General features: G+C 42.6%; 13 protein-coding genes and 1 pseudogene. 1 reads left to right on the top strand and 13 read right to left on the bottom strand.

Annotated elements, in window-relative coordinates; all coding sequences use genetic code 11:
- The 11 genes from PGU50_RS08015 to PGU50_RS07965 form a co-directional block, all read right to left on the bottom strand.
- Positions 1-1,668 carry a DAK2 domain-containing protein gene (locus PGU50_RS08015; protein WP_117558252.1) on the bottom strand — a complete coding sequence of 556 codons (1,668 nt, stop codon included), beginning with the start codon at positions 1,666-1,668 and terminating at the stop codon, positions 1-3.
- A 17-nt stretch (positions 1,669-1,685) separates the two neighbouring features.
- Positions 1,686-2,045, bottom strand: coding sequence for an Asp23/Gls24 family envelope stress response protein (locus PGU50_RS08010; protein ID WP_008375262.1), 360 nt, complete (start codon positions 2,043-2,045; stop codon positions 1,686-1,688).
- A gap of 44 nt (positions 2,046-2,089) precedes the next feature.
- Positions 2,090-2,212, bottom strand: a complete 123-nt coding sequence (locus PGU50_RS08005; protein ID WP_270246617.1) for a hypothetical protein — start codon at positions 2,210-2,212, stop codon at positions 2,090-2,092.
- 123 nt (positions 2,213-2,335) lie between these two features.
- Positions 2,336-2,524, bottom strand: a complete 189-nt coding sequence (gene rpmB, locus PGU50_RS08000; protein ID WP_022219990.1) for a 50S ribosomal protein L28 — start codon at positions 2,522-2,524, stop codon at positions 2,336-2,338.
- A 107-nt stretch (positions 2,525-2,631) separates the two neighbouring features.
- Positions 2,632-3,345 carry a CpsD/CapB family tyrosine-protein kinase gene (locus PGU50_RS07995; protein WP_270203179.1) on the bottom strand — a complete coding sequence of 238 codons (714 nt, stop codon included), beginning with the start codon at positions 3,343-3,345 and terminating at the stop codon, positions 2,632-2,634.
- A 44-nt stretch (positions 3,346-3,389) separates the two neighbouring features.
- Positions 3,390-4,094, bottom strand: coding sequence for a CpsB/CapC family capsule biosynthesis tyrosine phosphatase (locus PGU50_RS07990; protein ID WP_270203178.1), 705 nt, complete (start codon positions 4,092-4,094; stop codon positions 3,390-3,392).
- An 85-nt stretch (positions 4,095-4,179) separates the two neighbouring features.
- Positions 4,180-4,782: a hypothetical protein gene (locus tag PGU50_RS07985; RefSeq protein WP_270246616.1), complete on the bottom strand. Its 603-nt coding sequence runs from the start codon at positions 4,780-4,782 to the stop codon at positions 4,180-4,182.
- A 63-nt stretch (positions 4,783-4,845) separates the two neighbouring features.
- Positions 4,846-5,829, bottom strand: a complete 984-nt coding sequence (locus PGU50_RS07980) for an LCP family protein (protein WP_270246615.1) — start codon at positions 5,827-5,829, stop codon at positions 4,846-4,848.
- Entirely contained in the window at positions 5,819-6,595 is a 777-nt protein-coding gene (locus PGU50_RS07975) for a class B sortase (protein ID WP_270203175.1), read from the bottom strand. The genes PGU50_RS07980 and PGU50_RS07975 overlap by 11 nt, the downstream gene beginning before the upstream one ends.
- The gene (locus PGU50_RS07970; protein WP_270246614.1) at positions 6,592-7,302 is read right to left on the bottom strand and encodes a YveK family protein; all 711 of its coding nucleotides are present in this window, start codon (positions 7,300-7,302) and stop codon (positions 6,592-6,594) included. The genes PGU50_RS07975 and PGU50_RS07970 overlap by 4 nt, the downstream gene beginning before the upstream one ends.
- Positions 7,303-7,342: 40 nt before the next feature.
- Positions 7,343-8,257 (bottom strand): nucleotidyltransferase family protein, encoded by a 915-nt coding sequence (locus PGU50_RS07965; protein WP_118198327.1) that lies wholly within the window; start codon positions 8,255-8,257, stop codon positions 7,343-7,345.
- Between the two features lie 308 nt (positions 8,258-8,565).
- On the opposite strand from PGU50_RS07965, the gene PGU50_RS07960 reads away from it, so the two are divergent.
- Complete coding sequence (locus PGU50_RS07960) at positions 8,566-10,941, top strand: phosphoketolase family protein (RefSeq protein ID WP_055157865.1); 2,376 nt, start codon at positions 8,566-8,568, stop codon at positions 10,939-10,941.
- A gap of 190 nt (positions 10,942-11,131) precedes the next feature.
- Here the strand turns inward: PGU50_RS07960 and PGU50_RS07955 are convergent, their stop codons facing one another.
- Both PGU50_RS07955 and PGU50_RS07950 read right to left on the bottom strand, forming a co-directional pair.
- A complete protein-coding gene (locus PGU50_RS07955; RefSeq protein WP_055157867.1) occupies positions 11,132-12,025 on the bottom strand; it encodes a LysR family transcriptional regulator in 894 nt (297 codons plus the stop codon).
- Between the two features lie 338 nt (positions 12,026-12,363).
- Positions 12,364-13,759, bottom strand: a pseudogene (locus tag PGU50_RS07950) (uracil-xanthine permease family protein).
- Positions 13,760-13,832 lie beyond the last annotated feature (73 nt).

The raw sequence follows: 13,832 nt of genomic DNA, 5'->3' as shown, positions 1-13,832 counted from the left end.
CTATTCTACCGCCAACACATAGTAATAAATCGGCTGTCCGCCCATGTGTGCATCTACGTCCATATCCGGATATAATTCTTCAATCTCTGCTGTCAGCTTTTCTGCTTCTTCTTCGGAAACTTCTTCTCCATAATAGAGACTGATCAGTTCAGAATCATCATTTACCAGCTGTGCCAGCATGTCCTTTGTAGTACCATCGACAGACTTGCCAACTGCAAGGATACCTGCATCACCAATTCCCATGATATCACCTTCATGGATTTCTTTATCATCGATGTGGGTATCACGGACAGCATAAGTCACCTGACCTGTCTTTACACATTTGATCGCTTCCAGCATCGTCTCTTCATTTGTATCCACATCTTCTTCTGCATTGTAATTCAGAACTGCTGTGATTCCCTGCGGAACGGTCTTTGTCGGAATTACGATAATATCCTTGTCTTCTGTCAGATCACGCGCCTGATTTGCAGCCATTACGATATTCTTATTATTCGGAAGAATGTAAATATAGTCTGCATTTACATGATCGATCGCTGTCAGCATATCCTCCGTACTCGGGTTCATGGTCTGACCACCCTCGATAATATAATCCACGCCAAGTTCTTTGAAGATTTCATTTAATCCTTCTCCGATCGAAACAGCAATAAATCCGACTTTTTTACGCGGCTCTTTGGCTTTTTCTTTCTCTTTCTGGGCTGCTGCAAGCTTTTCCGCATCTTTAATCAACTTTTCCTGATGCTCTTCACGCATATTGTCAATCTTCATACGGGATAACTGTCCATAAGTAAGTGCTTTCTGGATTGCAAGTCCCGGATCATTCGTATGAACATGGATCTTAACAACGTCTTCATCAGCTACACATACGATAGAATCACCAATCGATTCCAGATAAGCCTTAAATTCTACTTCATCCTTTTCTGTAAATTCTTTGTCCAGGAGAATAATAAATTCGGTACAGTAACCAAATTTGATATCCACTGTACTCTCATTTTCAACCTTTGTTGCATTAACAGCCGGAGAAGCCGGTGCAAGTGCACTATAGTCAATCTCTTTGCCGAGGAATGCATCATATGCCCCGCGCAGCACCTCCAGAAGTCCCTGTCCGCCGGAATCTACAACACCTGCCTCCTTTAATACAGGAAGCATATCCGGAGTCTTTGCCAGAACAGTCTCTGCCTCTTCAATCAGCTTCGGGAGAAATTCTTCCAGATCATCTGTCTCTTCTGCAAGTGTCTGAGCCTTTTCAGCCACTCCTTTTGCAACGGTAAGAATCGTACCTTCCTTCGGCTTCATAACAGCCTTATATGCTGTCTCTTTTGCACGTACAGCTGCTCTTGCAAGTGCAGGTACATCAATTTCACTTTCCGTCTTGATGGATTTTGTGAAGCCACGAAGCAGCTGAGAAAGAATAACACCGGAGTTACCTCTTGCACCACGGAGAGAACCGGATGAAATTGCCTTCGCAAGAGAAGCCATATCCATGCCTTCCAGTGCAGTTACTTCTTTCGCTGCCGCCATAATTGTCATAGACATATTGGTTCCTGTATCACCATCCGGTACAGGGAACACGTTCAGTTCATTGATATATTCCTTTTTTGCTTCTATATTCTGTGCGCCTGCAAGAAACATCTTCGCAAGCAGTTCTACATCGATACTCTTTGTTGCCACAACAAGTTCCTCCTTAATTAATCGATCACGCGGACGCCTTCGATATAGATATTGATCTTATCGACGCTCATACCTGTAAATTCTTCAACTTTATACTTCACGTTGCTGATCAGATTGTCTGTTACTGCTGAAATACTTACTCCGTAAGCTACGACCACATGAAAATTAAGTGTAATCTTATTCTCATCAGAGATTCCGACCTGGATTCCCTTTGTAAGGCTTTCTTTTTTCAAAAGTTTTACCAGACCATCTTTCATGCTGACAGCTGCCATACCGACAATTCCAAAACATTCAACTGCTACAGATCCTGCATATTTTGCGATCACTTCCGGATCGATCGTGATGATTCCTAAATCAGTACTCATACTTCCCTTCATATGCCATCCTCCAATTCTCAAAATTCATATCAATAAATCTATTTTTAAACGTTGAAAATATTATACTCTATTTCCAATGCTTTTACAACCAATGCAGCCGTATAATCAGGCATGCTGACACCTGCCTGATTATACGGCAGCTCACTTAACAGTTCACTGTCGTACATTCGCTAAATACAGATCCAATCAGATTTTTGTGCGAGCACAAATCTGGACAGCTCCGTATTTGGCTCATCGTATACGCAAAAAACCGAAGCTTAAAAGCTTCGGTTCTCATCATTCCGCTCAGATTAAGCTCTTTCAACGCGTCCGGATTTCAGGCAGCTTGTACATACGTACATTTTCTGTGTTCCGCCGTTTTCCGTTTTAACTCTAACGGATTTTACGTTAGATTTCCACATCTTAGATGATCTTCTATGAGAGTGACTTACGTTATTTCCGAAATGAGCACCCTTTTCACAAATAGCACATTTAGCCATGATTGCACCTCCTAACGATCTGAAATGTCTGTTTACAAATCTTACAGACTCACAACAATAGTCATTTTAACAGAAACTTTTAACAATTGCAAGTGTTATTTTCACTTTTATGCATTTTTTGTTTCTTCATTGTGTCCATAATAGCCCTCATACTTCTGTGAGCCATAATATTTGTTATAATATCCCTTCTGGTTCTTACGCTCTACCTTGTTAAGGACAACACCAAGAACGGACACTCCCGAATTTTCCAGCTGGTCTTTTACATTCTGCACCAGACGGTATTTGGTCTTACCTGCTTCGACAACAATGATCGCGCCATCACTCTGATGTCCGATGATTGCCGCATCAATAACAAGACCAAGCGGCGGACAGTCAATGATAATATAATCATAGACATTCTTCATGGACTCCAGCATACCGGTAAAACGTTTGGATTCCAGAAGCTCTGTCGGATTCGGAGCCTCCGGTCCGGAAAGAAGAATATGAAATTTCGGAATATTTGTCGCCATAATCACATCTGCAAGCACACACTGTCCGGAGAGGAAGTGTGACAGCCCTTTATCTGCGCCGGTAATCTGAAGTTTCGATGCCATAACAGAATTCCTGATATCCGCATCAACAAGAATAACAGATTTTCCCATGTCTGCAATTGATTCTGCCAGCGCAACAGAAACAGAGCTTTTCCCCTCTCCCGGCACACAGCTTGTTACAAGAATGACTCTTTTATCATCTCCGCAAAACTGCAGATTGGTACGCAATGTCCGGATTGATTCACGCACCCCGTAGCTTTTCTTTTCAATCGATAAATTAACCTTTTTCACCAAAACACCTGCTTTCTTCCCCACGCGGGGCTATCTGAATCTCTTTATCTGCTCTTCCATATCCGTCTTGGATTATCTATAAAAATCTCTTCCGCATAATCCTGTCCCATCTTTTTTCTGACGTAAGCGGCACACTTCCCGAGGTTCATCTTCCGCCCCTCCAGATTGTGTGCATCTGATCCTATAAAATCCACAAGATCATCTTTCATCAGACCGGCACAGAACTTTTTAATCGTATGTCCTTCATATCCCAATACGGAATCTGCATTTATCTGAATCTGTGCTCCAAGTTTTTTCAGTTCCTGGATTCTCTCCGGTTCCTGACAGCAAAAATACCTTTCAACATGTGCAACGATCGGTCGATATCCCTTGGTGATCAGCTCATAAATGTAATTACGGACCGTGACAAAACTGTCATTAGTTGAAAACTCTGTCAAAACATATCTGCTTCCAAGCATCGTCGGCCGAAGCTTCTTATCAAGATGCCGGAGCATCTGCTCATTCCGGTAATACTCACAGCCAAGCCTCAGTCCAATTCCAACTTCTTCAGCATAATCGCGAAGTTCATGGTATACCCGGATCACCTTTTTCATGGAAGGCTCAAACATCTCTGGTCTGTAATGCGGAGTCGCAATGATATAACGTACTCCCTGCTCATAGGCATCCCGTATCATTGCTCTGGAAGTCTCCATATCCGGTGCTCCATCATCCACTCCCGGAAGAATATGACAATGAATATCTACTAACATCAAAACGTATTTCTCCTGTCAAAAAGAAAACGCCCCTCACGGTGACTACCGCCATAAAGAAGCGCTTTCAACATATGTTTGTAAATTATCTAACAGCTTTCTTTTTAAGACCGAATGCTGCTGCTACTGCTGCCAGTCCAAGTACTGCAACTGCTGATACAGCTGTTGCGCTTGTAGCCGGTGAAGTAGCTGTTCCTGTAGCGGATGTAAGAGTTGTCTTGTCAACAACAAATGCAACCGGTGACAGTGAACTAAATGTACCTGTTACTGTTCCATCTGCAACAGTTGTGTCAATCTTCTCCCAAGCTGATCCATTGTAATGCAGGATCTGAACTTTAGAAGAAGCTGTTACGCCTTTCATTGCGAATGTGATCTTAAGTGGGAATTTAGCTCCTTCCGGCGCTGTAACTTCCTTAACATCAGCAACTGTCATATTCGCATTAAAATCGCTCCCAAGTACTTCTTTCAGTTTTGCTTCAGTCTTAATGTCTGCAACTGCCTGTGTATATTCTGCCGAGATTTCAGATGTGATAGAGACATTCACTGCATTACCGTCTGCATCTGTCGCGCTGCTTACAGCTGTAACAACTGTAGAAGCTGCCGGGCTTGGTGCTGCAAATGCCGTCATTCCAATGCAAGATACCATAGCTGCAATAAGACCAACTGTCTTTAAGATTCTTGACTTCATTTTCTTTGACCTCCTCACATAGTTTATTTGATATTCGCTATATCAAGCTATACTATACTACAATTACATTATTTTGTAAAACATTTTTAATATTATTTTTTTTAATTCTTTATTGTCTACCAGATACTGCGCATGTCCGTCTTTCTCAATAATCTCACCCGGAACTTTCACGGTGTCCTCTGCAATCTTATAATCTGCCAGCTCTTCCATCTCATCCGCAGTCATATTTGTTGTCATGTAATCCTCCAATTTCTGGTACAGAGAAAGATACTCTGTTTTGCTTTGAATATTCTGCATCTTCTCGATCAGAGCATCCATAAACTGTGACTGACGTTCCATGCGCTGATTGTTACTGTCAAGGACTTCAATATCTCTTTTACGGACATATTTTTCAGCAAGTTCCCCATTAAGAGTAACTTCTGCACCTTTTTCAAATGCAGGATCAACAGCTGTATAATCTTCTGGCACGGTAAGAGTAATTCCTCCAACCGCATCGGTTGCTGCAACCAGCCCCTCCAGCGTCAGTGAAAAATAAGAATCCACATTCACGCCATACATCAGTTCTGATACCTTCTCGGATGTCAGACGGCAGCTCTCTTCTACCCCGTCCCCATATGCGTACTGAAGTGCGATCTGCCCATTTTCCGTCATCAGCCTGTTACCTGTCACATCATAAATATCGATTCCCACCATAGAATCTCTGGAAATCTGAATGATCTGTGCCGTCTTCTCTTCTTTATTAAGGACCAGAAGATTCAGGCTGTCGCTCTGTCCGTTTTCTCCCGGGTTATTACCAAGATCTGCTTTTTCTTCCTTGTCAACACCCATGAACAGAACGGTCTTGATATCCGGGTTGAGTTTGTATTTCTTTCCGTCTTCTTCGATGATTCCGGACTGTGATTCCGTTTCGTCTGCACCCGCTTCTGCCGATGCCTCCTGTTTTTTCTGCGTACCGCTTTTCCCTTTTGTAACCGTATAAACGACACCTGCCAACAGCCCTGCGCAGATAACTGCAAGTATCACGATTACCAGATTTCTATTCTTCATTTGTCAGAACCGCCTCCACAAGAAGTCTATGGTTTGATTCTCCCGTCACACAGGTACTGAGCGACAGGATCCGGTCTTCTGTTCCTACGCTTTCGATATCACTGTAACGGCTTCTCAGGTCTCTGGAATCCTGAAGTGAATCCAGGAAAGCCTGTCTCTGGTCATCCATTACATAATTGAAAGAGTTGATCAGATGACGGTCGTCATAAATAACTGCCGCAAAAATCCGGTAAGTCAGAACATGATCTGGTGTATAAATGATCACATTTGGATATTTTTCAATATATCCTTCTTCCAGATAACGATCCAGTGTATGAAACATGGTATCTACACCCTCACCCATCTGATGTCCGTAAATAACCGTATTGAAATCTGTAAAATTCTTACTGTTGCATGCCTGTGTAAAAATAGCACCATCCGCCGCTTCTACCCGTTCCCAGGTATGAGATAGATAATAATTATCATCCTCATTATTCTGGCAAACCGGATAATCAACGGTTGTTCCATCAATCTTAATCCATGCGTAAATGTCCGGATTTTTTTCCTGAAGAACAGTAAAATCAACCGGTATCTCCGGCTTTGTCTGCTCTCCGTCATCACTATCTGTTTTTGACGGTTTCACATTTTCCGTTGCCAGCTTTTTTGCATCATCATACGACTGCTTCGTCTTTGCCGCCGTGGCGTAATACCAAATCAGATAACCTGCACAGCAGACTGCTATCACAAGCAACACCGCAACAATAATCTTTCTTGTCCTGTCTTTCAAATCGATTCCCTCTTTTCTGTCGGAATCGCTGCAAGCATATGAAGTCCAAGATATTTTTTAATATCATCTTCATTTTGGACTGTATCGTTAACCAAATATTTAATCACAATAATTCCTATAGCCAAAAATGCAACCGCCAACGCTCCCATTATTGTATTTTTCATCGTATTCGGTGATGAAGCTTTTTTAGGTACCACCGCTTCCTCCACAATCTTAGGTTTATCACTAGACATAACATACGCTACTCGTTCTGCTGTCACTTCTGCAAGTTCATTTGCAATTGCCTTTGCCTCTTTTGCATTCTCATCAATTACCGTAAAGCGCAAAATTCGTGTATCAGACTGATTATCTGTCTGAATCATTGCCACAAGCTCATCATACGAATATTTCAATTTTAACTTTTCAATCACCTCTTCTATAACTGGGCGGCTCGTCGCAAGAATTTCAAAATCAGCTGTAAGCTGCGATCCCATCTGGATATCTGCAAGAGATGTCACACTGGTTGTCTTCGTTAAAATATAAATCATTGATGAAGCTGAATATTTCGGAGTAAGGAAGAGTTTTGTCCCACTAAACGCAATCACTCCACCTACGATAAAGCACAGAATAATCACCCATAATTTATTCAGCAATAAATGAAAGATCTCGCCAAGATCAATCTCGATCTCGTCATCTCTCTGTGCCTCTAACTGTTTTAATTCATTCATATTTTTCTTTCCTCTTCTGTTTTTTACTTCCAGGATCCGTTTAATTCCACAATTTTTTCGGATAAACGCCATCCTCTGTCATTTTCTTGAATCCGGCCTGTGCAAGTTCTGTATCTTCTTTATAAGTAATACCGATCCATTTATCGTGTGTTTCCAGAACCTTTACATCCACATTTCCTTCTTTTAAAAGATCTCCTACAATATTTGGAAGAAGATATTCTTTTTTCAAAGGATCTCCTGCTTCATCTTTTAAAAATTCTGCAAATCTCTCATCCAGAACCTGAATGAAATCCGGATAACCAGCCCACATATTCATAGATACATTAGAATCTGGTGTGATCCACTTCTGAACCTCTTCGCTGTCGCAGTGAACCCCGTCAGCCTGGATACTGATTCCGGTTGTCTCATGAATCTGTTCAAGCATTCCATTTTCATCTACCACGCATACGCCACGGGTAACTGTTCCATTCTCACTGACCGTATTTTTCAGAATAAATCCAGCCATGCCCATCTGCATCTTATCTGCTGTCTCTGCGTGCGCAATCAAGTAATCATGGAGAAGCTTAAACGCTTCCTTTCCATAATAATCATCTGCATTGATGATCACAAACGGTTCTTTTACTACATCTTTACAACACAGGACTGCCTGACCGGTTCCCCAAGGTTTGGTACGTCCCTCCGGAACTTCAAAACCAGCTGGAATATCTGCAAGATCCTGATATACATATTCCACCTCGATCTGATCTCCGATACGATTTCCGATTACAGAACGGAATTCTTCTTCAATATCTTTTCTGATAATAAATACAACCTTGTCAAAACCAGCTTCTTTTGCATCATAAATAGAGTAATCCATAATGATCTCCCCATTCGGAGACATCTTGGCGAGCTGCTTGATTCCTGTTCCAAATCTTGAACCGATTCCTGCTGCCATAATAATCAGAGTAGTCTTCATAATAAATTCTCCCTCACTAAAAAACTGTCAATCTACATTATATACACTGTTTTTCTCCGTCAAAACATTACATTTTAAACGCTTTATTCAAAAATCTTACATAAAAACAGCTATTCGTAATTATACTTCAATTTTTTCACAATGTCTACCACCTATTACGAAATTAAGGAACTCCCCTCTTCCTATCCATAACATTTTGATATGAATATAATTCATTATTGCTATTTTACGTTATCTTTTACTCATGATATGATGAACCCAGTTAAAAAAATAACAAAAATGAATTAGAGAAAGAGAGAGGTACTAAAATGGAAGACAATAAATTATGTCTTGAAAAGCAGCCATTATCTGATGAACTGCTCAACAAAATGAATGCCTACTGGCGTGCTGCCAACTACCTGTCAGCCGGTCAGTTATACCTTCTTGATAATCCGCTTCTGAAAAAGCCATTGACCATGGATCAGATCAAGAAAAAAATCGTCGGACACTGGGGAACCGTACCTGGACAAAACTTCATCTATGTACACTGCAACCGTGTCATCAAACGTTATGATCTGGATATGATTCTTCTTTCCGGTCCGGGACATGGCGGAAACTTCCTGATCGCCAACACTTACCTGGAAGGTTCCTATAGTGAAGTTTATCCAAACATCAGCCAGGATGAGGAAGGCATGAAGAAAATGTTCAAGCAGTTCTCATTCCCATGCGGAGTTCCGAGTCACTGTGCTCCTGAAACACCAGGTTCTATCAATGAGGGTGGAGAACTTGGATATTCAATTGCTCACGGCTTTGGTGCTGTTCTGGACAACCCAGATCTTATCGCTACAGTTGTTGTCGGTGACGGTGAAGCTGAAACAGGACCGCTTGCTACTTCATGGCAGTCCAACAAATTCCTGAACCCGATCACAGACGGTGCTGTTCTTCCAATCCTTCATCTGAACGGATACAAGATCAGTAACCCGACCATTTTCTCACGTATTTCTCATGAGGAAGTGGAAAACTTCTTCAAGGGCTGCGGATGGAAACCTTACTTCGTAGAAGGTGACGATCCGATGACTATGCACAGAAAAATGGCTGAGACTATGGATGCCTGCATCGAAGAAATCAAAGCAATCCAGAAAAATGCCCGTGAAAACAATGATCCTACCCGTCCGTTCTGGCCAATGATCGTTCTTCGTACTCCAAAGGGATGGACAGGACCAAAGGTTGTTGACGGACTTCAGATTGAAGGATCTTTCCGTGCACATCAGGTACCGCTTTCTATGGAATCACCAGAACATCTTGACCTTCTGAAAGAATGGTTGGAAAGCTACCATGCAGAAGAACTCTTCGATGAAAAAGGACATCTGATTCCGGAACTTGCAGAACTTGCTCCAAAGGGAGATGCCCGTCTTGGTGCAAACCCGCATGCAAATGGCGGACTTCTTCTGAAAGACCTTCGTCTTCCGGATTTCCGCTCATACGGAATCGAAGTAGAACCTGGCAAGACAAAAGCTCAGGATATGATCGAACTTGGCGGATACATCCGCGACATCTTCAAATTAAATGAAGACAGTAAGAACTTCCGTATCTTCGGACCAGATGAAAGTATGTCCAACCGTCTGTACAAAGTATTTGAAGAACAGAAACGTGACTGGCAGGCAGACTTGCTTGACACTGATGACTGCCTTGCAAGAGACGGACGTATCATGGACGGTATGTTAAGTGAACATATGTGTGAAGGATGGCTGGAAGGATATCTTCTGACAGGACGTCATGGATTCTTTGCAAGCTATGAAGCATTCATCCGTATCGTTGACTCTATGGCAGCACAGCATGCAAAATGGCTGAAGGTCTGCAACCAGCTTTCATGGAGACAGCCGATTGCTTCGCTGAACTTTATCCTGACATCTAATGTATGGCAACAGGATCATAACGGATTTACACATCAGGATCCAGGATTTCTGGATCACATTGCCAATAAAAAGGCAGACGTTGTCCGCATGTATTTACCACCGGATACAAACTGCTTACTCTCATGCTTCGACCACTGCATCAAGAGTAAGAACTATGTCAATGCAATCGTAGCGTCTAAACATCCAAGCTGCCAGTGGCTGACTATGGAACAGGCTGTAAAGCATTGTACACAGGGTATCGGTATCTGGGAATGGGCAAGTAATGACTGCGGTGAAGAACCAGATGTTGTTATGGCTTGCTGCGGTGACACTCCTACTCTTGAAGTTATGGCTGCTGTTACTATCCTTCGTGATGAAATGCCAGAGCTCAAGATCCGCGTTGTCAATGTAGTTGACCTGTTCAAACTGGAATCAGACCACAAACATCCACACGGATTAAGTGATGCAGAATACGATGCAATCTTCACAAAAGATAAACCGGTTATCTTTGCATTCCACGGATATCCGACACTGATTCATGAGCTGACATACGAACGTCACAACCACAACATTTCTGTTCATGGATATCAGGAAGAAGGTACGATCACTACTCCATTTGACATGCGTGTACAGAACCAGATCGACCGTTTCAACCTTGTAAAAGATGCAATCATGCATCTGCCACAGCTTGGCAATAAGGGATCATTCCTGATTCAGAAGATGAACGACAAACTGGTTGAGCACAAGCAGTACATCGCTGAATACGGACAGGATCTGGAAGAAATCAGAAACTGGGAATGGCATAAATAATATCAATCGTTTTCTAATCCAAAATTCTACTTTATAACTTTATACTTACAAATATAAAAATGCTCCGGAACTTTATGATCCACACATAAAAAATTCCGGGGCATTCTCCTTATATTTTTCTTTGCAGATACACATCCCGGCTACAAAGGATACCGATTTGTACAATCCACTTTGAAAATCTATTTCTTCTTTAGTTCTTCTGACTGCTCAGAAACTTCTGAAACTCCTTCGATGCAATACTCTGAGGATACTCAGTATCATAGATCAGAATAATATTTCTGGTCGGAAGCTTCTCTTCCACTTCGATTTCAAATACATTTTCCGCCTTCTTCTCTTCTTCGGCAAATTCTTCCGGGACAAATCCAATTCCAAGATTGTGACGGACTGCCGGCAAGATCAGGTCTGTCGTCGCAAGCTCCATATCCGGCAAAAACTGCAGACCATGATCTGCAAAATAATTATTCAGGAATTTTCTTGTCAGTGCCTCCGAAGTCAGGCTGATCCAAGGATAAGCCGAAAGCTCCTCCAATGAAATCTTTCTTCCTTTTAATTCTATGTAACGACTGCCGCCGATCAGCACCTCATGGTACTCCCGCAGTTTCTTCATCCTGAGCGGCTTATTTACTTGCAGATCCGTTGACACAAATGCAAGGTCTACCTTTCCTTCTTTTACCGCGTTGACCGAGTCCATGGTACTGTTATTTAAGATTTTGAAATGTACGTTCGGATAAATGCTGTTGAATTCTCCCATTGCCCGGAACAGGAAGCAGTGTAAGGCTGTCTCAGTCGCACTGATATAGATTGTCCCGTTCTCCAGACTGATCAGATTGCTCAGATCATTTTCCCCTTTAAAAAACTGGGCACACCCTGCCGATACATAGCTGTAAAAGGTTCTTCCCTCCGGTGTCAGCTTCATGCCGGATTTGCTTCTGGTAAATAACCGGCATCCCAGTTCATTTTCCAGGTTGTGTATCGTTCTCGTCACCGCCGGCTGGCTCGTCTTCAGAACGCTGGATGCCTTTGTAAGGTTCTCATACTTCGCCACATAATAAAAAACTTTATAATATTCAAAATTAGAATTCATGTGCCTCTCCTTTGTTGTCTTATCCTGTCAGTTTTTCATCTGCCGTAAGTATAGCATGCTTTTTTAATTCTTACAATTGGAATCATAGCTTACTGAACATTCGGTGCGGATCCGGTCAAGTCATCATCGATTTTTCTACCAGAGAAACCAGTCTGGAGGTACTATCCCTCGCAGCGAAACACTAAAAAAGAACTAGCGACACTTTTTATCGTGCCGCCAGTCCCTTATTTGCTCAACAATTTTCGATTATAATTGTTCAGACGCCTGCGCTTCGATCTTTCTTTTTGGTCTCATCCTCGTTCCTCTCTTCCTTCTGATTGATTTATTTTTAGCACATTTTACAAATCTGTTGTTTTTTTCTTCGGAAGGCAGAGACTGAGGATCAATGACACCACAAACACCCCTGCAACTGCATTTCCATTAAAAATATCTCCTACCTCCTTCGGAAATGCAGAAAAGAAATTTCCGGAAGTCTGTGTCAGTCCGACACCGATACAGAATGCCAGCGAAACGATGATCATGGTTCTGTCATTAAACACACACTCTTTGAGCATCTTGATCCCTTCATACATGATCGATCCGAACATCATAACCGTACATCCTCCAAGTACCGCCTGCGGAAGCGAATTGAAAAAAGCTCCAAGCGGCGGGAACAGAGAAGCAAGGATCAAAATCAAAGCCCCCATCAGAATAGTAAAACGATTGATAACTCCTGTCATAGTGACGAGCCCGATATTCTGACTGAAAGAAGTAAGCGGCAGACAGCCAAAGCATCCTGAAATCGCACTGGAGAATCCATCCACAGCAAGAGACCCCTGCAGTTCCTCCATCTTGATATCCCGCCCCAACGCACCGGTACACACTGCAGTAGTTGCACCTGTTGTCTCTGCTGCCGATACCAGAAAGACAATTGCAATAGTAAAGAATGCTCCCAGATCAAAAACCGGTTTATGGGAAGTAAAAAATACAAGCTTTGGAAGGCTGAATACACCGACCTGCTCGATCGTCTTTGTAATTCCTGAAAAATCGACCATCGGTGCAATCCCCGCCACAGTAAATACAATGGACAGAAGATACCCACAGACCAACCAGTACGTTCAGGTTCTTGTATACACCTTTTAACAGATAGCGGGCAGCCAGACACACAACCAGTGTGAAAAATCCGACCAGAAGATGATACCACGCCCCAAAATCTTCTGCCCTGTTTCCACCGCCCCAGGAATCCATTCCTACCGACAAAAGGGAAAGCCCAATCGCAATCACCACACATGCCGATACTACCGGCGTCAGGAACCGTTTCCAATATTTGGCACTCATTCCTACCAGTCCCTCAAAAATACCTCCGGCGATCACCGCACCAACCATTCCTTCATATCCAAGTTCCGGATTGGTACAGATCATCAGCAGACTGCCAAGAAAGGTAAAACTGACTCCCATAACGATCGGAAGCCTGGAGCCAATCTTCCATACCGGGTAAAGCTGCAGACAGGTCCCGATCCCCGCTGCAAACATCGCACACTGCAGAAGCTGCGTAATTTCCGCAGCACTTAAGTGATTCTCCGATCCTCTCACAAATGCCGCACTGCACACGATCAGCACCGGTGCCAGATTCGACACAAACATTGCCAGAACATGCTGGAGTCCGAACGGAATCGCCTTTTTTACCGGCACTCTTCCATTCAGACAGTAAATATTTTCCTCACTCACTGCTTCTGTATTTTTCTCTTTATCCATTTTCCTTTTCCCTCATTCTACTACAATATATTTATGGATAATCCCCTTACATCCAGTAAGGAATTATCCATCT

The organism is Coprococcus sp. AM11-30B (genome assembly GCF_027674365.1).
Classification (GTDB): Bacteria; Bacillota; Clostridia; order Lachnospirales; family Lachnospiraceae; genus Allocoprococcus; species Allocoprococcus comes.
This window is presented reverse-complemented; position numbering and strand designations above follow the sequence as displayed.

Bases quoted from the DNA above. Each gene is read 5' to 3' on its own strand.
- PGU50_RS08010 (WP_008375262.1), bottom strand. From the start codon at position 2,045: ATGAAGGGAAGTATGAGTACTGATTTAGGAATCATCACGATCGATCCG.
- rpmB (WP_022219990.1), bottom strand. From the start codon at position 2,524: ATGGCTAAATGTGCTATTTGTGAAAAGGGTGCTCATTTCGGAAATAAC.
- PGU50_RS07970 (WP_270246614.1), bottom strand. From the start codon at position 7,302: ATGAATGAATTAAAACAGTTAGAGGCACAGAGAGATGACGAGATCGAG.
- PGU50_RS08005 (WP_270246617.1), bottom strand. From the start codon at position 2,212: ATGTACGACAGTGAACTGTTAAGTGAGCTGCCGTATAATCAGGCAGGT.
- PGU50_RS07960 (WP_055157865.1), top strand. From the start codon at position 8,566: ATGGAAGACAATAAATTATGTCTTGAAAAGCAGCCATTATCTGATGAA.
- PGU50_RS07985 (WP_270246616.1), bottom strand. From the start codon at position 4,782: ATGAAGTCAAGAATCTTAAAGACAGTTGGTCTTATTGCAGCTATGGTA.
- PGU50_RS07990 (WP_270203178.1), bottom strand. From the start codon at position 4,094: ATGTTAGTAGATATTCATTGTCATATTCTTCCGGGAGTGGATGATGGA.
- PGU50_RS07965 (WP_118198327.1), bottom strand. From the start codon at position 8,257: ATGAAGACTACTCTGATTATTATGGCAGCAGGAATCGGTTCAAGATTT.
- PGU50_RS07980 (WP_270246615.1), bottom strand. From the start codon at position 5,829: ATGAAGAATAGAAATCTGGTAATCGTGATACTTGCAGTTATCTGCGCA.
- PGU50_RS07955 (WP_055157867.1), bottom strand. From the start codon at position 12,025: ATGAATTCTAATTTTGAATATTATAAAGTTTTTTATTATGTGGCGAAG.